This window comes from Burkholderia sp. BCC0397 (genome assembly GCF_902832865.1).
GTDB lineage: Bacteria > Pseudomonadota > Gammaproteobacteria > Burkholderiales > Burkholderiaceae > Burkholderia.
The window spans coordinates 348,137-364,157 of sequence record NZ_CADFDL010000004.1; the positions used below are offsets into that span (position 1 = coordinate 348,137).

The 16,021-nt window shown below is 67.4% G+C and carries 17 protein-coding genes; 12 read left to right on the top strand and 5 right to left on the bottom strand.

The features are described 5' to 3' along the window. Window positions 1-126 precede the first annotated feature (126 nt). The 3 genes from HWX03_RS15710 (at window position 127) to ptsP (ending at window position 2,938) form a co-directional block, all read left to right on the top strand. The gene (locus tag HWX03_RS15710; RefSeq protein WP_174390399.1) at window positions 127-597 is read left to right on the top strand and encodes a PTS fructose transporter subunit IIA; all 471 of its coding nucleotides are present in this window, start codon (window positions 127-129) and stop codon (window positions 595-597) included. 73 nt (window positions 598-670) lie between these two features. Next, a complete protein-coding gene (locus HWX03_RS15715) occupies window positions 671-940 on the top strand; it encodes an HPr family phosphocarrier protein (RefSeq protein ID WP_031401331.1) in 270 nt (89 codons plus the stop codon). 225 nt (window positions 941-1,165) lie between these two features. After that, the gene (gene ptsP / locus HWX03_RS15720) at window positions 1,166-2,938 is read left to right on the top strand and encodes a phosphoenolpyruvate--protein phosphotransferase (protein WP_175822570.1); all 1,773 of its coding nucleotides are present in this window, start codon (window positions 1,166-1,168) and stop codon (window positions 2,936-2,938) included. Between the two features lie 70 nt (window positions 2,939-3,008). Here ptsP and moeB read toward each other — a convergent pair whose 3' ends face one another. From moeB to gpmA, 3 genes are all read right to left on the bottom strand, one after another. Next, window positions 3,009-3,761: a molybdopterin-synthase adenylyltransferase MoeB gene (moeB, locus tag HWX03_RS15725; RefSeq protein WP_175871812.1), complete on the bottom strand. Its 753-nt coding sequence runs from the start codon at window positions 3,759-3,761 to the stop codon at window positions 3,009-3,011. Between the two features lie 105 nt (window positions 3,762-3,866). Beyond that, window positions 3,867-5,420, bottom strand: a complete 1,554-nt coding sequence (locus HWX03_RS15730; protein WP_175822569.1) for a S41 family peptidase — start codon at window positions 5,418-5,420, stop codon at window positions 3,867-3,869. Window positions 5,421-5,687: 267 nt separating this feature from the next. Beyond that, complete coding sequence (gene gpmA, locus HWX03_RS15735) at window positions 5,688-6,434, bottom strand: 2,3-diphosphoglycerate-dependent phosphoglycerate mutase (RefSeq protein WP_050014779.1); 747 nt, start codon at window positions 6,432-6,434, stop codon at window positions 5,688-5,690. Between the two features lie 136 nt (window positions 6,435-6,570). Here gpmA and HWX03_RS15740 point away from each other — a divergent pair, with 136 nt between their 5' ends. The 5 genes from HWX03_RS15740 to HWX03_RS15760 all read left to right on the top strand — a co-directional run bounded on the left by HWX03_RS15740 (window position 6,571) and on the right by HWX03_RS15760 (window position 9,493). Then, window positions 6,571-6,993, top strand: coding sequence for a rhodanese-like domain-containing protein (locus HWX03_RS15740; RefSeq protein ID WP_027785516.1), 423 nt, complete (start codon window positions 6,571-6,573; stop codon window positions 6,991-6,993). Then, entirely contained in the window at window positions 6,990-7,250 is a 261-nt protein-coding gene (gene grxC / locus HWX03_RS15745) for a glutaredoxin 3 (RefSeq protein WP_034179116.1), read from the top strand. The genes HWX03_RS15740 and grxC overlap by 4 nt, the downstream gene beginning before the upstream one ends. 107 nt (window positions 7,251-7,357) lie before the next feature. Then, a complete protein-coding gene (secB, locus tag HWX03_RS15750; protein WP_059506567.1) occupies window positions 7,358-7,852 on the top strand; it encodes a protein-export chaperone SecB in 495 nt (164 codons plus the stop codon). Between the two features lie 25 nt (window positions 7,853-7,877). Beyond that, a complete protein-coding gene (locus tag HWX03_RS15755) occupies window positions 7,878-8,876 on the top strand; it encodes an NAD(P)H-dependent glycerol-3-phosphate dehydrogenase (protein ID WP_175871813.1) in 999 nt (332 codons plus the stop codon). Between the two features lie 92 nt (window positions 8,877-8,968). After that, window positions 8,969-9,493, top strand: coding sequence for an O-acetyl-ADP-ribose deacetylase (locus tag HWX03_RS15760; protein ID WP_175871814.1), 525 nt, complete (start codon window positions 8,969-8,971; stop codon window positions 9,491-9,493). A 34-nt stretch (window positions 9,494-9,527) separates the two neighbouring features. Here HWX03_RS15760 and trmL read toward each other — a convergent pair whose 3' ends face one another. Beyond that, a complete protein-coding gene (trmL, locus tag HWX03_RS15765) occupies window positions 9,528-9,998 on the bottom strand; it encodes a tRNA (uridine(34)/cytosine(34)/5-carboxymethylaminomethyluridine(34)-2'-O)-methyltransferase TrmL (protein WP_006477726.1) in 471 nt (156 codons plus the stop codon). 101 nt (window positions 9,999-10,099) lie between these two features. Next, window positions 10,100-10,897: a phosphoribosyltransferase family protein gene (locus HWX03_RS15770; protein ID WP_175871815.1), complete on the bottom strand. Its 798-nt coding sequence runs from the start codon at window positions 10,895-10,897 to the stop codon at window positions 10,100-10,102. 81 nt (window positions 10,898-10,978) lie between these two features. Here HWX03_RS15770 and HWX03_RS15775 point away from each other — a divergent pair, with 81 nt between their 5' ends. From HWX03_RS15775 to ctaD, 4 genes are all read left to right on the top strand, one after another. Beyond that, on the top strand, window positions 10,979-11,944 hold the full coding sequence (locus tag HWX03_RS15775; RefSeq protein WP_174432268.1) for a methyltransferase domain-containing protein: 966 nt from the start codon (window positions 10,979-10,981) through the stop codon (window positions 11,942-11,944). A 195-nt stretch (window positions 11,945-12,139) separates the two neighbouring features. Then, window positions 12,140-12,664 carry a DUF2244 domain-containing protein gene (locus HWX03_RS15780; RefSeq protein ID WP_051421408.1) on the top strand — a complete coding sequence of 175 codons (525 nt, stop codon included), beginning with the start codon at window positions 12,140-12,142 and terminating at the stop codon, window positions 12,662-12,664. Between the two features lie 56 nt (window positions 12,665-12,720). Beyond that, window positions 12,721-14,337 (top strand): cytochrome c oxidase subunit II, encoded by a 1,617-nt coding sequence (gene coxB / locus HWX03_RS15785; RefSeq protein WP_175871816.1) that lies wholly within the window; start codon window positions 12,721-12,723, stop codon window positions 14,335-14,337. Between the two features lie 43 nt (window positions 14,338-14,380). Then, entirely contained in the window at window positions 14,381-15,997 is a 1,617-nt protein-coding gene (gene ctaD / locus HWX03_RS15790; RefSeq protein WP_174432266.1) for a cytochrome c oxidase subunit I, read from the top strand. Window positions 15,998-16,021 lie beyond the last annotated feature (24 nt).

A 16,021-nucleotide genomic window follows, 5' to 3' on the forward strand; every position in this document is an offset into this window, starting at 1 on the left:
ACCGAAGGCCCGGCGGTCGGGCCGACACCGTTGCAAGGCAGAACATGAAACGTTCCCTACACTCGCTACGCTCACTGCCCCGCCGCGGGGTATCGGCCCGCCAGGGGCGGCCGGGAGCGATCTGACATGGCCGGGATTCTGATCATCGCACACGCGCCGCTCGCCACCGCGCTGCGGGACTGCATCGCGCACATCTACGGCGGCGTGCCCGCCCGCATCGGCTGCATCGACGTGACGGCGGACAGCGATCCGAGCCAGGTGATGGCGTTTGCGCACGCGGAACTCGCGCGGCTGCGGGAAGAGAACGGCGTGGTCGTGCTGACCGACATGTACGGCGCGACGCCCGCGAACATCGCGGGCCAGCTCGCGAAGCTCGACAACGTGCGCGTGCTGGCGGGCGTGAACCTGCCGATGCTCGTGCGGGCCGTCTGCTACCGCACCGTGCCGCTCGACAAGCTGGTCGACAAGGCGCTGTCCGGCGGCGCGAAGGGCGTCCACGAGGTGTCGTCCGGCACGCCGCCGCCGCCGACGGAAACCGGCTGCGGCCAGTGCGCGCCGATTCCGCCCGAACCGCAGCCGCGCACCGAATCGCACTGAGCCCCCGTTTTCCGTTTTAGACCGACCCGCCGGCGCGCGCCGCCGGCGGTCCCGACCGACCCGACCGAGAATCATGCTTCAACAAGAAACCACCATCGTCAATAAATTGGGGCTCCATGCGCGCGCATCGGCCAAGCTTACGCAACTGGCCGGCAACTTCCAGTCGGAAGTGTGGATGACACGCAACGGGCGCAAGATCAATGCGAAGAGCATCATGGGCGTGATGATGCTGGCGGCCGGCATCGGCAGCACCGTGACGATCGAGACCGAAGGGTCCGACGAGCGGGAAGCGATGGACGCGCTGCTGAAGCTGATCGCCGACAAGTTCGGCGAAGGCCAGTGAGCCAGGGCCTGTTTCCATATGGAAACAGGCCGTCGGATCGTTGCCGTTTCCAGTCGGAATGCCGCGGATGTCGCGGCATTTTTTTCGTCGGAAGCATTGATGCGAAATGCGCAATGCTGCGGTGCATGCAGTCAGCAGGGAGTCGCGGAATTTATAATCGCTAACCGGGGTCATAAGCGCATCGCAGCAGTGTGCCGCGGCTTTACTTGTACAGAGGAGGTGCGCGTGTCCTTCACGCTGCATGGCATTCCCGTCTCACGGGGTATCGCGATCGGGCGAGCGTATCTGATCGCGCCGGCGGCGCTCGACGTCGCCCATTACCTGATCGAGCCCAACCAGACCGACGCCGAAGTGGAGCGATTCCGCACGGCGCTCGACGTCGTGCGTCGCGAGCTCGAAGCGCTGCGCGCCGACCTGACCGACGATACGCCGAGCGAAGTCGGCGCATTCATCGACGTCCACATGATGATCCTGAGCGACGAGATGCTCGTGCAGGAAACCATCGACCTGATCCGCACGCGCCGCTACAACGTCGAATGGGCGCTGACCGAGCAACTCGAACTGCTCACGCGCCATTTCGACGACATCGAGGACGAATACCTGCGCGAGCGCAAGGCCGACATCGAGCAGGTGGTCGAGCGCGTGCTGAAGGCGCTCGCCGGTGCGCCGTCCGCGTCGCAGGCGCTCGACCGCGCGGCCAGGAACGGCACGAACGAGATGATCGTCGTCGCGCACGACATCGCGCCGGCCGACATGATGCAGTTCAAGACGCAGTCGTTCCAGGCGTTCGTCACCGATCTCGGCGGCCGCACGTCGCACACGGCGATCGTCGCGCGCAGCCTCGGGATTCCGGCCGCGGTCGGCGTGCAGCATGCGAGTTCGCTGATCCGCCAGAACGACCTGATCATCGTCGACGGCGACCAGGGCATCGTGATCGTCGATCCGGCGCCGATCGTCCTCGAGGAATATTCGTACCGCCAGTCCGAGAAGCTGCTCGAGCAACGCAAGCTGCAGCGCCTGAAGTTCTCGCCGACGCAAACGTTGTGCGGCACGAAGATCGACCTGTACGCGAACATCGAGCTGCCCGACGACGCGAAGACGGCCGTCGAGGCCGGCGCGGTCGGCGTCGGCCTGTTCCGCTCCGAGTTCCTGTTCATGCATCAGAAGGAAATGCCGGAAGAGGAGGAGCAGTTCGCCGCGTACAAGCGCGCCGTCGAGTGGATGAAGGGCATGCCGGTGACGATCCGCACGATCGACGTCGGCGCGGACAAGCCGCTCGAGGCGCTCGACGAAGGCTACGAAACGGCGCCGAACCCGGCGCTCGGCCTGCGCGCGATCCGCTGGAGCCTGTCCGAGCCGCAGATGTTCCTCACGCAGTTGCGCGCGATCCTGCGCGCGTCCGCGTTCGGCCAGGTGAAGATCCTGATCCCGATGCTCGCGCACGCGCAGGAGATCGACCAGACGCTCGACCTGATCCGCGAGGCGAAGCGCCAGCTCGACGACGCGGGGCTCGCGTACGATCCGAACGTGCGCCTCGGCGCGATGATCGAGATCCCGGCCGCGGCGATCGCGCTGCCGCTGTTCCTGAAGCGCTTCGATTTCCTGTCGATCGGCACGAACGACCTGATCCAGTACACGCTCGCGATCGATCGCGCCGACAACGCGGTCGCGCACCTGTACGACCCGCTGCATCCGGCCGTGCTGCACCTGATCTCCTATACGTTGCGGGAAGCGAAGCGCGCGGGCGTGTCGGTGTCGGTATGCGGGGAGATGGCGGGCGATCCGGCGCTCACGCGCCTGTTGCTCGGGATGGGGCTCACCGAGTTCTCGATGCACCCGAGCCAGTTGCTGGTCGTGAAGCAGGAGATCCTGCGCGCACACCTGAAGGCGCTCGAGAAGCCGACGGCCGACGTGCTGGCCGCGTTCGAGCCGGAAGAGGTGCAGGCGGCGCTGCAGCGGCTGTCGGTCGCCGAGCCGCGGGCGGATGCGGCTGCTTAGGCGTTCTTGCCGCCACTAACCATGGCGAAGCGTCACACGCATGCGCGGCCCGGCGCATGCCCGTCGCGCGTCAGTGCCGACCCCCGCACACGGGGCAGTCGGCTTGGCGCGCGATTTTCATCGTCGTCCATTCCATCCGCAGCGAATCGAGCATCATCAGCCGCCCGTTGAGCGTCTTGCCGATGCCGCCGATCACGCGCAGCGCCTCGGCGGCCTGCATCGCGCCGATGATCCCGACGGTCGGCGCGAACACGCCCATCGTCGCGCACGCGACTTCCTCGAACGGCTGGTCTTCCGGGAACACGCACGCATAGCAGGGCGCGGCCGCGTCGCGGAAGTCGAACGTGCTGATCTGGCCGTCGAAGCGCAGTGCGGCGCCCGACACGAGCGGCACGCCGTGCGCGACGCACGCGCGGTTGATCGCGTGCCGCGTCGCGAAGTTGTCGGTGCAGTCGAGCACGACGCTCGCGTGCGGCACGTGCGCGTCGAGCCACGCATCGTCGACGCGCGTGGCGACCGCGTTCACCGTCACCTCCGGGTTCAGTTGCGCGAGCGCGTCGCGCCCCGATTCGACCTTGCTGCGGCCGACCGATGCCGTCACGTGCAGGATCTGCCGCTGCAGGTTCGTGAGGTCGACCGTATCGGCGTCGACGAGCGTGAGCGTGCCGACTCCCGAGGCCGCGAGGTACATCGCGGCCGGCGAGCCGAGGCCGCCCGCGCCGACGACGATCGCATGCGCGTCGAGGAAGCGCTGCTGCGCCTCGATGCCGATTTCGTCGACGAGGATGTGGCGGGAGTAGCGAAGGAGTTGATCGTCGTTCATGGGGAGGCGTGAGCGAGGCGGGCGGACGTTCGTTATTTTAGGCGCGCATGAAAAACGGGCCATCGCGGTCTTCCCGCGATGGCCCGTTGGATGGCCGGCCGGCGCTTACTGCGGCGCCGACGCTGGCTTCGGTGCGGACGCCGGCTTCGCGGCGCTCGCGCCCGATGCCTTCGCGGCCGTGGCAGCCTTGGCGGCCGGGCCCTTCGTCGTGCTCTCGGCGAGCAGCGACTTCGATGCCTGGACCGGCTTGCCTTCGAGCTTGTTGAGCGCCTGCTGCATCATGAAGTCGTCGGCGCTGCCGAACTCGATCGGCTTGCGATCGCGATCCTTCTGGCGCTGCTCCGGCGTCTTCTTGTCGTTCTGCTCTTCGAGAATGCGCAGCTGATCCAGCCGGCGCTGCTCGCGCTCTTCCTGTTCCTTCTTCTCGTTCGGATCCTGCGTGTTCGCGAGGTGGTTCGTGTAGTCGACCTCGCGCGTCACGAGCACGTCGTCCGGATCGCCGTCCGCGTACTGATCGACCGGCACGTCCGGCGTGATGCCCTTGTTCTGGATCGAACGGCCGCTCGGCGTGTAGTAGTACGCGGTGGTCAGGCGCAGCGCGGTGTCGGCCGTCATCGGGCGGACCGTCTGCACCGAGCCCTTGCCGAACGTCGTCTTGCCCATGATCTGCGCGCGCTTCGAATCCTGCAGCGCACCGGCGACGATTTCCGACGCGGACGCCGAATATGCGTTCGTCAGCACGATCATCGGCACGGTCTTGAAGACCGGCGGCAGGTTCTTCAGCGGATCGCCGTCGAAGGACGGCAGGCGATAGTTGTCGTACGTATCGCGGTAGACCTGCTTCGAATCGGGGATCTGGCCGTTGGTCGACACGACGACCGAGTCGGGCGGCAGGAACGCGCCGGCCACGCCGACCGCGCTCTGCAGCAGGCCGCCGCCGTTGTTGCGCAGGTCGAGGACGAGGCCCTTCAGGTTCGGCTGCTGGCGCGCGATGTCCTGCAGCTTCTGCGCGAGATCCGGCGTCGTGCGCTCCTGGAAGCTCGTGATGCGGATATACGCGTAGCCCGGATCGAGCATCTTCATCTTCACGCTCTGGACCTTGATGATCGCGCGCGTGACGGTGATCGGGAACGTGCGGTCGTCGCTCTTGCGGAAGATCGTCAGCGTGACCTTGGTGCCCGGCTCGCCGCGCATCTGCTTCACGGCCTTGTCGAGCGTCATGCCGCGCACCGGCTTGTCGTTGATGCGCGTGATCAGGTCGCCCGGACGGATGCCGGCGCGGAACGCGGGGGTGTCCTCGATCGGCGAGATCACCTTGACGAGGCCGTCTTCCTGCGAGATCTCGATGCCGAGGCCCGCGAAGCGGCCCTTCGTCTGCTCCTGCAGCTCGTCATAGTCGGTCTTGTCGAGGAACGACGAGTGCGGGTCGAGGCTCGACACCATGCCCTTGATCGCGGCCGTCAGCAGCTTCTTGTCGTCGACCGGTTCGACGTACTCGCGCTTGATCTGCCCGAAAACTTCCGCGAACAGGCGGAGCTGGTCGAGGGGAAGCGGCGCCGTGGCGGTCTGCTCGGCCGATGCGGAAACCTGCAGCGTGGCGAACACGCCCGTGGCGAGGCCCGCGGCAATCAGGCCGATGTTCTTCAAATTCATTCGCATAGAGAGTCTGGTGCGGTCGGGAAGCGCGTGGCGGTAGCGGGGATGTAGCGGACAAGTATAACTGTTCGTCCGATAACTCAGTGGAACGGCGCGAAAAGCGTCGAAAAGGCCGCAAAGGGCCCGGCGGGGCACCGCCGGGTGTGCTGCGGGGTTCGAAAGCGGATTCGACCGTAGCAGGGCCGCGAAGGTTCGCGCGGCGTGAGTGCCGGGCTGAGGCCGGGGCCCGGCACGCCGCGCCGGAACGCGGCCTGCCCGCCGCGCCGGGCGTCAGCCCGCCTTGCCCTGCTTCGCGACGGCGGCCTGCGCCTGCGCGATCGCATCCGCGTCGCCGAGGTAATAGTGCTTGATCGGCTTCAGGTTCTCGTCGAGTTCATAGACGAGCGGCACGCCGTTCGGGATGTTCAGGCCGACGATGTCGCTGTCCGAGATGCCGTCGAGGTACTTGATCAGCGCGCGCAGCGAGTTGCCGTGCGCGGCGATCAGCACCTGCTTGCCGGCGCGCACCGCCGGCGCGATCGACTCGTTCCACAGCGGCAGCACGCGCGCGACCGTGTCCTTCAGGCACTCGGTGAGCGGCAGCTGCTCGCGCGGCACCTTCGCATAGCGCGGGTCGTTGAACGGCGCGCGCTCGTCGGTCGGCTCCAGCGCGGGCGGCGGCGTGTCGTAGCTGCGGCGCCACACGAGCACCTGCTCGTCGCCGAACTTCGCGGCCGTTTCCGCCTTGTTCAGGCCCGACAGCGCGCCGTAGTGGCGCTCGTTCAGGCGCCACGAATGGACGACCGGCAGGTACATCAGGTCCATCTTGTCCTGCACGTGCCACAGCGTACGGATCGCGCGCTTGAGCACCGACGTGTACGCGATGTCGAACGTGTAGCCGGCCTCCTTGAGCAATTCGCCGGCCTGGTAGGCCTCATTGCGACCCTGTTCGGTCAGGTCGACGTCGACCCAGCCGGTGAAGCGGTTTTCCTTGTTCCACGTCGATTCGCCGTGGCGGATGAGAACGAGTTTGTACATGGATCTTGCGGTCGGTAGTGATAGGGAAGCGGGGCGCGTCGCGCGGCACCCGGACCGGGCCCGCCATCGCGCAAGGCGGTTATTTTATAATGGCGGGATTGTCCTCATCCGATTTCTCTTCTTCCGGCGGAATTCCGTGACGTTCTTTACCAATTACACCAACCTGGCCCTTATCGCGATCCTGGTGGTTTCCGGCGGCCTGCTTGCGTGGCCGGCCCTGCGCCGTGGCCGCGGCGGCCTGTCTGCCGCGGAGGCGACGCAACTCATCAACCGTCGCAACGCGGTCGTGATCGACGTGCGTGCGGCCTCCGATTTCGCCGCCGGCCACCTGCCGTCGGCGCGTCAGGTCGCGGCGGGCGAGATCGGCGCGAAAATTGCGCAGGTCGCGAAGAACAAGAGCACCCCGGTGCTGCTCGTCTGCCAGAACGGCCAGCAGTCGCAGAAGGCGGCGCGCGAGGTCGAGGCGGCGGGTTATGCCGAGGTGCACGTGCTCGAAGGCGGCGTGGCCGCCTGGCAGCAGGCCGGGATGCCGGTCGTCAAACAAGGAGTGGCGAAGTGAACAAGGTTTTGATGTACAGCACGCAGGTGTGTCCGTATTGCATGCAGGCCGAGCGCCTGCTGAAGCTGCGCGGTGTCGAGCAGATCGAAAAGGTGCTGATCGATCGCGATCCGGCTCGCCGCGAGGAAATGATGACGCGCACGGGGCGCCGCACGGTGCCGCAGATCTATATCGGCGACACGCACGTCGGCGGCTACGACGATCTGTCGAAGCTCGACCGCGAAGGCGGCCTCGCGCCGCTTCTGCAAGCGGCCTGATTAAGGCAGAATGGCCGCCGGCCGCGCCGCGGCTTGGGCGCGCAGGATTCATCCGTGGCGGCCGGCGAACAGCCGGGCCGCCCCGTCACCACTTTTAGGGAAACACCATGTCCGACGTCGAAAACCAACCGTTCTTCAACATCCAGCGCGTCTACCTGAAGGATATGTCGCTCGAGCAGCCGAATTCGCCGGCGATCTTCCTCGAGCAGGACATGCCGTCGGTTGAAGTCGAAGTCGACGTGAAGGCCGACCGCCTCGCGGAAAGCGTGTTCGAAGTCGTCGTGTCGGGTACCGTCACCGCGAAGGTGAAGGACAAGGTCGCGTTCCTGATCGAAGCGAAGCAGGCCGGCATTTTCGACATCCGCAACATTCCGGACGAACAGCTCGACCCGCTCGTCGGCATCGCGTGCCCGACGATCCTGTTCCCGTACCTGCGCTCGAACATCGCCGACGCGATCACGCGCGCCGGCTTCCCGCCGATCCACCTGGCGGAAATCAACTTCCAGGCGCTGTACGAGCAGCGTCTCGCGCAGCTTCAGCAGCAGGCCGGCGGCGCCGCAGGTGCGCCGAACGGCGCGCCGAATGGCACGACGCTGAACTGACGTTTCGCTCGGACCGGTGCTGGGTATGAAAGTAGCCGTTCTCGGCGCCGGTGCGTGGGGCACCGCGCTCGCGGGCCATCTGGCCGCGCGGCACGATACGCTTCTGTGGGCGCGCGACGCCGCGCTGATCGCCGGGCTGCAGGCCCGGCACGAAAATTCCCGCTATCTGGACGGCATCGCGCTGCCTGACACGCTGCGCTACGACGCCGATCTCGGCGCCGCGCTCGCGCATGGCGCCGCGGACGACGCGCTGTGCGTGATCGCCGCGCCGGTGGCGGGGCTGCGCACGCTGTGTCACGCGATGCGCGACGCGGGCTGCGTGCCCGCGCACGTCGTCTGGGTCTGCAAGGGCTTCGAGGCCGACACGCATCTGCTGCCGCATCAGGTGATCGCGGCCGAGCTGCCCGAACAGCAGAGCAACGGCGTGCTGTCGGGCCCGAGTTTCGCGCGCGAGGTCGGCCAGTCGCTGCCCGTCGCATTGACGGTGGCGAGCCCGTCGGCCGAATGCCGCGAGCGCACGCTCGCCGCGTTCCATCATGGCGCGATGCGGATCTATACGGGCGACGACGTGGTCGGCGTCGAGGTCGGCGGCGCGGTGAAGAACGTGCTCGCGATCGCGACGGGCATTTCCGACGGCCTCGGCCTCGGGCTGAACGCGCGCGCCGCGCTGATCACGCGCGGCCTCGCCGAAATGTCGCGGCTCGGCGTGGCGCTCGGCGGCCGCGCGGAAACCTTCACGGGCCTCACGGGCCTCGGCGACCTGATCCTCACCGCGACGGGCGACCTGTCGCGCAACCGCACGGTCGGCCTGCAACTGGCGGTCGGCCGCACGCTGAACGACATCCTCGGCGCGCTCGGCCACGTGGCCGAAGGCGTGCGCTGCGCGCAGGCCGTGCTGGCGCTCGCGCGCGCGCAGTCGATCGAAATGCCGATCACGGAAGCCGTGTGCGGCGTGCTGTTCGACGGCATCGCGCCGCGCGACGCCGTCAGCGGCCTGCTGCGCCGCGACGCGCGCGCCGAGTAGCACGGGCCGGGATCGCCCGGCACGGTTGCGCCGGGCGCGCGGCGCCAAAGCGGACTACGCTTGAACCGTCTCCGGCGTTCCGCGAGGTTGTCATGCTGCAGATCCATTCCACCACGCTCGATGCGCAGGTCGTCGACATCACGACGCTCGACGTCGATGCGATCGTCAACGCCGCGAACGGCTCGCTGCTCGGCGGGGGCGGCGTCGACGGCGCGATTCACCGCGCGGCCGGCCCCGGCCTGCTCGCCGAGTGCCGCGCGCTCGGCGGCTGCGACACCGGCGACGCGAAGCTCACACGCGGCCACGGGCTGCCGGCGCGCTACGTGATCCACGCGGTCGGGCCGGTCTGGTACGGCGGCGCGCGCGGCGAGGCCGACCTGCTCGCGTCGTGCTACCGGCGCGCGATCGAGCTGGCCGAAGAAGTGGCCGCGACGTCGATCGCATTTCCGGCGATCAGTTGCGGGGTCTACCGCTATCCGGTCGGCGAGGCCGTCGACATCGCGGTCGGCACCGTCGCCGAGATGCTGGCGCAGGCGCCGAACCTTGCACGCGTCGTGTTCGCGTGCTTTTCCCCCGACATCTACGACCTGTACCGCGCGCGGCTCGCGCGAACCTGACGCATTCGGCGCCGCGGGCTGCGCTCGGCAAGTTTCAGGCGCCGCCTTCGAAGCCGGCCTGACGCCACGCCTCGAACACGACCACCGCGACCGTGTTCGACAGGTTCAGGCTGCGGTTGTCCGGCCGCATCGGCAGGCGCACGCGCTGTTCATTCGGGAAGCGTTCGAGCAGCTCGGCGGGCAGGCCGCGCGTTTCCGAGCCGAACACGAACCAGTCGCCGGGCAGGAACGCATGATCGTGAAAGCGGCCCGAACCGCGCGTCGTGAACGCGAACATCCGCGCGGGATCGGGCGTTTCGGCGGCGACGAACGCGTCCCAGTCGCGGTGCACGCGCATCTGCGCATACTCGTGATAGTCGAGGCCGGCGCGGCGCATCCGCGCGTCGTCGAGCGGAAAGCCGAGCGGCTCGATCAGATGCAGGTGCGCGCCGGTGTTCGCGCACAGGCGGATCACGTTGCCGGTGTTCGGCGGAATTTCGGGGGCGACGAGAACGACGTTGAACATGTTTCGGTTTGGCTGGGGCGGCCGGAGCGGCGCAAGGCGCGCGTGCATCCGGCCGGCCGGTTCGTGACGGCCGCACGCGGGCGGCCGGCCTTTCTATCTAGTTAATCCCTGGCGGTGCGCAGCGCAACCAGATTCGTCACGCGCGCGGCGCCCGCCGCCTTCAGCGCGTGCGCGGCCGCCGCGAGCGTCGCGCCGGACGTCATCACGTCGTCGACGAGCGCGATGTGGCGACCGGCGACGCCGCCTGCCACCGCGAAAGCCGCCATCACGTTGTCGCGCCGCGCGTGCCGGTCGAGCCGCGACTGCGGCGCGGTGTCGGCGACGCGCGCGAGCAAGGCTGCGTCCGCTGGCACCCCGAGCCGGCGCGCGAGCGGACGCGCGATCGCCCACGCCTGGTTGTAGCCGCGCGCGACGAGCCGCCGGTGCGACAGCGGCACCGGCGCGACGAGGTCGAAGCCGCGCGCGCCGCGCGTATCGTCGACCAGCCGGGCGAGCCGGGCCGCGAATTCGCCGCCGAGCGCGAGCCGCGCATGAAACTTCAGGCCGCGCGCGAGCCCGTCGAGCGGCGCGCGGTAATCGGCGAGCGCGAGCGTCGCGTCGAACGGCGGCGGCGCGGTGCGGCACGCGTCGCACCGGTACGCGGCTTGGTGGCCGGCGCCGGTGCGACTGCCGCCGGGCGATCGTGCCTGCCCGACGCCGAGCGGCAGCGCGCAGACGTCGCAGCGCAGCCGCGCTTCATTCCAGTACGCGGCATCGCAGGCGCCGCAAATCACGGCGTGTGACAAATTGCCGCACAACGCGCAGCGATTCGGCAACGCGACCACGGCAACGCGCACGGCCAGCGTTCGAACCTGCGACAAAACGACGCGCATCGTGCGCTCGGCGGAACCGCGGACCATCGCAACACTCCTGGCACGCCGCCTCAATGAAGCTTGCGAGGCGAGCGAGTATACTTCGGGCTCTTCGCCAGTGTGCCCGACATGTCCCCAGCTTCGACTTCAACCGGCCGTCCGGCCAATGACGCCAGGCGCCTGCGGCGGATCTTCGACCGCCGTGCCGCCACGTTCGATGCGGTTGCGTTCCTGCCGCGCGAGATCGCGCAGCGGATGAACGAGCGCCTCGAATACATCAAGGTGAGCCCCGCGGCCGTGCTCGATGCGGGCTGCGGCCCGGGCGACGACCTCCCGGCGCTGCGCGCGCGTTTTCCGGAAGCACCGGTGTTCGGCGTGGACCTGTCCGGCGCGATGCTCGCGCGGGCCGGTCAGCGCGAAGTCGAGCAGACCACCTGGCGCCGCTGGCTGCCGGCGTCGCTCGGCCGGGCGCTGGGCCAGCGCGGCCCGCGCGTCGCGCAGGCCGATTTCGCCGCGCTGCCGTTTCCCGGCGGCGCGTTCGACCTGATCTGGTCGAATCTCGCCCTCCACTGGCATTCGCGTCCCGACGCGGTGCTGCCCGAATGGCAGCGCGTGCTGCGTGTGAATGGCCTCCTGATGTTCAGCACGCTCGGCCCGGACACGCTGCGCGAGCTGCGTGCGGCCTGCGCGGACGCCGAAGCGGCGCTCGGCATCGCGCCGCCCGCCGCGCGCGTGATCGATTTCGTCGACATGCACGACCTCGGCGACATGCTCGTCGAGAGCGGCTTCGAGATTCCCGTGATGGACCAGGAAGTGCTGACCGTCACCTACCAATCCCCCGATTCCCTGCTGGCCGACGTGCGCCGCTGGGGCGCCTATCCGTTCGAGCGCACGGCGCCGCAGCACGCGACGCGGCGCTTTCGCGCGGCGCTCGGCGATGCGCTGGACGCGCGCCGGCGCGAGGACGGCACGATCCCGCTGACCTTCGAGGTGATCTACGGCCACGCGTGGAAGGCCGTGCCGCGCACGACCGCGGAAGGGCACGGGATCGTGCGCATCGAGGACATCGGCAAGGGGCGTCCGAAGAATCGGTAAAGCGGTAAAGAGGGGTTTTGTTATGTCCGAAATTAGCGGCGCAAAGCGGGGTCGAATTAGCGGCAAAAACGGCCGGAAAGCTTGTCGCGCTTGGCTTGGCGGGCGATAGGCGCTTGCTTGTGGATGCCATTGAACCCGCCTATAATGCGTCAGCTTGTCGTCCCGGGGTCCCCGCAATACGGGGCGGCGAGTCCGATGCAGGCATGCATCGCATGCCATTCGCGTGAGGCGGCGATGGGAGCAGCGAGGGTTTTGGCGGAGACGGCGGACAGCGAACCGGTCCTCGAAGACTGGCTCATGAAACGCAACTGTTCGGTGTCGCCACGCCAGTTCGTGCTGTTTTACGCGTCGCTCGCGGGCTTCTCGCTGGCGATCGCGGCGTTGCTGATGTGGAGAGGGGTCTGGCTCGTCATGCCCTTCACCGGCATCGAGTTGCTGGCGGTGGGTGTCGCATTTGCGATCTATGCTCGCCATGCGGTCGATTACGAGCGCATCAGGCTGTTTCCGCACCGGCTCGTGATCGAGCGGATGGATGCGGAGCGGCTCACGCAGATCGAATTCAACCCGCGCTGGGTGCGGGTCGAGCCGGGTGCGACGCCACGCGATCCGATTCGGCTGGTATCGCGCGGGCAGACCGTCGTAATCGGGCAGCATCTCGCGCAGTACAAGCGTGCGCAGTTCGCCGACGAACTGCGCGTGTCGCTCAGGCGCTGCGGCTGACGAGGCGCGGTCACCGGCCGGAACAGGCCGGCGGCTTGCGACGGGGGAGGGTTTGAATGGAAATTTTGGGTAAGGATGCTATGAAAACAATCAAGCGAGCCCTCGCGGGCGTGCTGGCATGCAGCGGATTGCTCTTTGCCGGTGCGGCCCTGGCGGTCGGTGATAGCCCGGGCGGCCCCCGTGTCAACGAGATCAACTTTCAGCCGCCGGTCACGAAAATCGCCGAGGAGCTCTACGATCTCCACACAATGATGCTGATCCTGTGTACGGTGATCTTCGTCGGCGTGTTCGGCGTGATGTTCTATTCGATCTTCGCGCACCGCAAATCCAAGGGCCACAAGGCCGCCAATTTCCATGAAAGCACGACCGTCGAGATCATCTGGACGATCGTGCCGTTCGTCATCGTCGTGCTGATGGCGCTGCCGGCGACGAAGGCCGTCGTCGCGATGAAGGACACGACCAACGCCGATCTCACGATCAAGGTCACCGGCTACCAGTGGAAGTGGGGCTACGACTACGTGAAGGGCCCGGGCGAGGGCATCGGCTTCCTGTCGACGCTGACCACCCCGCGCGACGAAGTGATGGGCAAGAAGCCGATCACCGACACCTATCTGCAGGAAGTCGACAATCCGCTCGTCGTGCCGGTCAACAAGAAGATCCGCATCATCACGACCGCGAACGACGTCGTCCACTCGTGGTACGTGCCCGCGTTCGGCGTGAAGCAGGATGCGATCCCCGGCTTCGTGCGCGACACGTGGTTCAAGGCCGACAAGGTCGGGACGTTCCGCGGTTTCTGTACCGAGCTGTGCGGCAAGGAACACGCGTACATGCCGGTCGTGGTCGTTGTCCTGTCGGACGACGACTACGCGAAGTGGGTCACCGCGCAGAAGGCCAAGCTGGCCAGCGCGGCGGTCGATCCGAACAAGGTCTACACGATGGCCGAACTCGTCGCGCACGGCGAGGAAGTCTACAAGGCGAACTGCGCGGCCTGCCACCAGGTGAGCGGCAAGGGCCTCGGCGCGTTCCCGGCGATGGACGGCAGCCCGATCGTGAACGGCCCGATCGCGGCCCACGTCGAGCGTGTGCTGCACGGCAAGGGCGCGATGCCGTCGTGGGCGTCGCTGTCGGACCTCGACATCGCTTCGGTCGTCACGTACGAACGCAACTCGTGGGGCAACCACAAGAACGACCTGCTGCAGCCGAAGCAAGTGGCTGACGCACGCAACGGCAAGATGCCGGAAGACACGGCGGGCGCGGCAACGGCAGCGGCACCGGCACCGGCACCGGCACCGGCAGAAGCGGCTTCGGCGCCGGCGCAAGCCGCGTCGGGCGCCGAGCAGCCGGCGGCAGCGGCATCGGCCGCGCTGTCGACGATCTACTTCGAGACGGGCAAGAGCGTGCTGCCGGCCGACGCGAAGGCGGCGATCGCCGCCGCGGCCGACTATGCGAAGGCGCATCCGGACGCGAAGCTCGCGCTGTCGGGCTTCACCGACAAGACGGGCTCGGCCGACGCGAACGCCGAACTGGCGAAGCATCGGGCGCAGGCCGTGCGCGATGCGCTGAAGGCAGCAGGCGTGGCGGAAGACCACATTATTCTCAAAAAGCCGGAAACGATCACGGGCGGGGCTGACACGAAGGAAGCCCGGCGTGTCGAGATCGGCCCGGCGGCTTGACGTGTCGCTGAGTTAGTCGACGTATTCGCATTAGGAGATTCTCATGTCTAGCATCGGGCACGACGTAGCCGCGGACCACACGGGCCACGCGCACGACGACCACGCGCACGAAACCCCGCACGGCTGGCGTCGCTGGCTGTTCGCCACCAACCACAAGGACATCGGTACGCTGTACCTGCTGTTCTCGTTCATCATGTTCCTGTCGGGCGGCGTGATGGCGCTCGGCATCCGTGCCGAGCTGTTCGAGCCGGGCCTGCAGATCATGCGTCCGGAGTTCTTCAACGAACTCACGACGATGCACGGCCTGATCATGGTGTTCGGCGCGATCATGCCGGCGTTCGTCGGCTTCGCGAACTGGATGATTCCGCTGCAGATCGGCGCATCCGACATGGCGTTCGCGCGGATGAACAACTTCAGCTTCTGGCTGCTGCCGGTCGCGGCCGTGCTGCTGGTCGGTTCGTTCTTCGCGCCGGGCGGCGCGACGGCGGCCGGCTGGACGCTGTACGCACCGCTGTCGACGCAGATGGGCCCGGGCATGGACTTCGCGATCTTCGCGGTCCACATCATGGGCGCGTCGTCGATCATGGGCGGGATCAACATCGTCGTGACGATCCTGAACATGCGCGCACCGGGCATGACGCTGATGAAGATGCCGATGTTCGCGTGGACGTGGCTGATCACCGCGTACCTGCTGATCGCCGTGATGCCGGTCCTGGCAGGCGCGATCACGATGGTGCTGTTCGACCGCCACTTCGGCACGTCGTTCTTCAACGCGGCAGGCGGCGGCGACCCGGTGATGTACCAGCACATCTTCTGGTTCTTCGGCCACCCCGAGGTGTACATCATGATTCTGCCGGCGTTCGGGATCGTGTCGCAGGTGATCCCGGCGTTCGCACGCAAGACGCTGTTCGGCTATAGCTCGATGGTGTACGCGACGGCGTCGATCGCGATCCTGTCGTTCATGGTCTGGGCGCACCACATGTTCGCCACCGGCATGCCGGTCACCGGCCAGCTGTTCTTCATGTACGCGACGATGCTGATCGCGGTGCCGACGGGCGTGAAGGTGTTCAACTGGCTCGCGACGATGTGGCGCGGCTCGATGACGTTCGAAACCCCGATGCTGTTCGCGATCGGCTTCCTGTTCGTGTTCACGTTCGGCGGCCTGACGGGCCTGATGCTCGCGATGGCGCCGCTCGACATCCAGTACCACGGCACCTACTTCGTGGTCGCGCACTTCCACTACGTGCTGGTGGCCGGTTCGCTGTTCGCGCTGTTCTCGGGCTGGTACTACTGGGCGCCGAAGTGGACGGGCTGGATGTACAACGAGACGCGCGGCAAGATCCACTTCTGGTCGTCGATGATCTTCTTCAACCTGACGTTCTTCCCGATGCACTTCGTCGGTCTCGCGGGCATGCCGCGCCGCTATGCGGACTACCCGGCGCAGTTCACGGACTTCAACCAGGTGGCGACGATCGGCGCATTCGGCTTCGGCCTCGCACAGGTGTACTTCCTGTTCGCGGTCGCGCTGCCGGCCTACCGTGGCGGCGGCGAGCTGGAGAAGGCGTCGGACAAGCCGTGGGATGGCGCGACGGGCCTCGAGTGGACGGTGCCGAGCCCGGCTCCGTTCCACACGTTCGAGCAACCGCCGCACGTCGAATAAGTTTCACCGAGCGTTCCGCCGCTG

Bases quoted from the DNA above. Each gene is read 5' to 3' on its own strand.
- gpmA (WP_050014779.1), bottom strand. From the start codon at position 6,434: ATGTACAAACTCGTTCTCATCCGCCACGGCGAATCGACGTGGAACAAG.
- HWX03_RS15710 (WP_174390399.1), top strand. From the start codon at position 127: ATGGCCGGGATTCTGATCATCGCACACGCGCCGCTCGCCACCGCGCTG.
- HWX03_RS15715 (WP_031401331.1), top strand. From the start codon at position 671: ATGCTTCAACAAGAAACCACCATCGTCAATAAATTGGGGCTCCATGCG.
- ctaD (WP_174432266.1), top strand. From the start codon at position 14,381: ATGTCTAGCATCGGGCACGACGTAGCCGCGGACCACACGGGCCACGCG.
- secB (WP_059506567.1), top strand. From the start codon at position 7,358: ATGTCCGACGTCGAAAACCAACCGTTCTTCAACATCCAGCGCGTCTAC.
- HWX03_RS15760 (WP_175871814.1), top strand. From the start codon at position 8,969: ATGCTGCAGATCCATTCCACCACGCTCGATGCGCAGGTCGTCGACATC.
- HWX03_RS15775 (WP_174432268.1), top strand. From the start codon at position 10,979: ATGTCCCCAGCTTCGACTTCAACCGGCCGTCCGGCCAATGACGCCAGG.
- HWX03_RS15780 (WP_051421408.1), top strand. From the start codon at position 12,140: ATGCAGGCATGCATCGCATGCCATTCGCGTGAGGCGGCGATGGGAGCA.
- trmL (WP_006477726.1), bottom strand. From the start codon at position 9,998: ATGTTCAACGTCGTTCTCGTCGCCCCCGAAATTCCGCCGAACACCGGC.
- moeB (WP_175871812.1), bottom strand. From the start codon at position 3,761: ATGAACGACGATCAACTCCTTCGCTACTCCCGCCACATCCTCGTCGAC.
- HWX03_RS15770 (WP_175871815.1), bottom strand. From the start codon at position 10,897: ATGGTCCGCGGTTCCGCCGAGCGCACGATGCGCGTCGTTTTGTCGCAG.
- HWX03_RS15730 (WP_175822569.1), bottom strand. From the start codon at position 5,420: ATGCGAATGAATTTGAAGAACATCGGCCTGATTGCCGCGGGCCTCGCC.
- coxB (WP_175871816.1), top strand. From the start codon at position 12,721: ATGGAAATTTTGGGTAAGGATGCTATGAAAACAATCAAGCGAGCCCTC.
- HWX03_RS15755 (WP_175871813.1), top strand. From the start codon at position 7,878: ATGAAAGTAGCCGTTCTCGGCGCCGGTGCGTGGGGCACCGCGCTCGCG.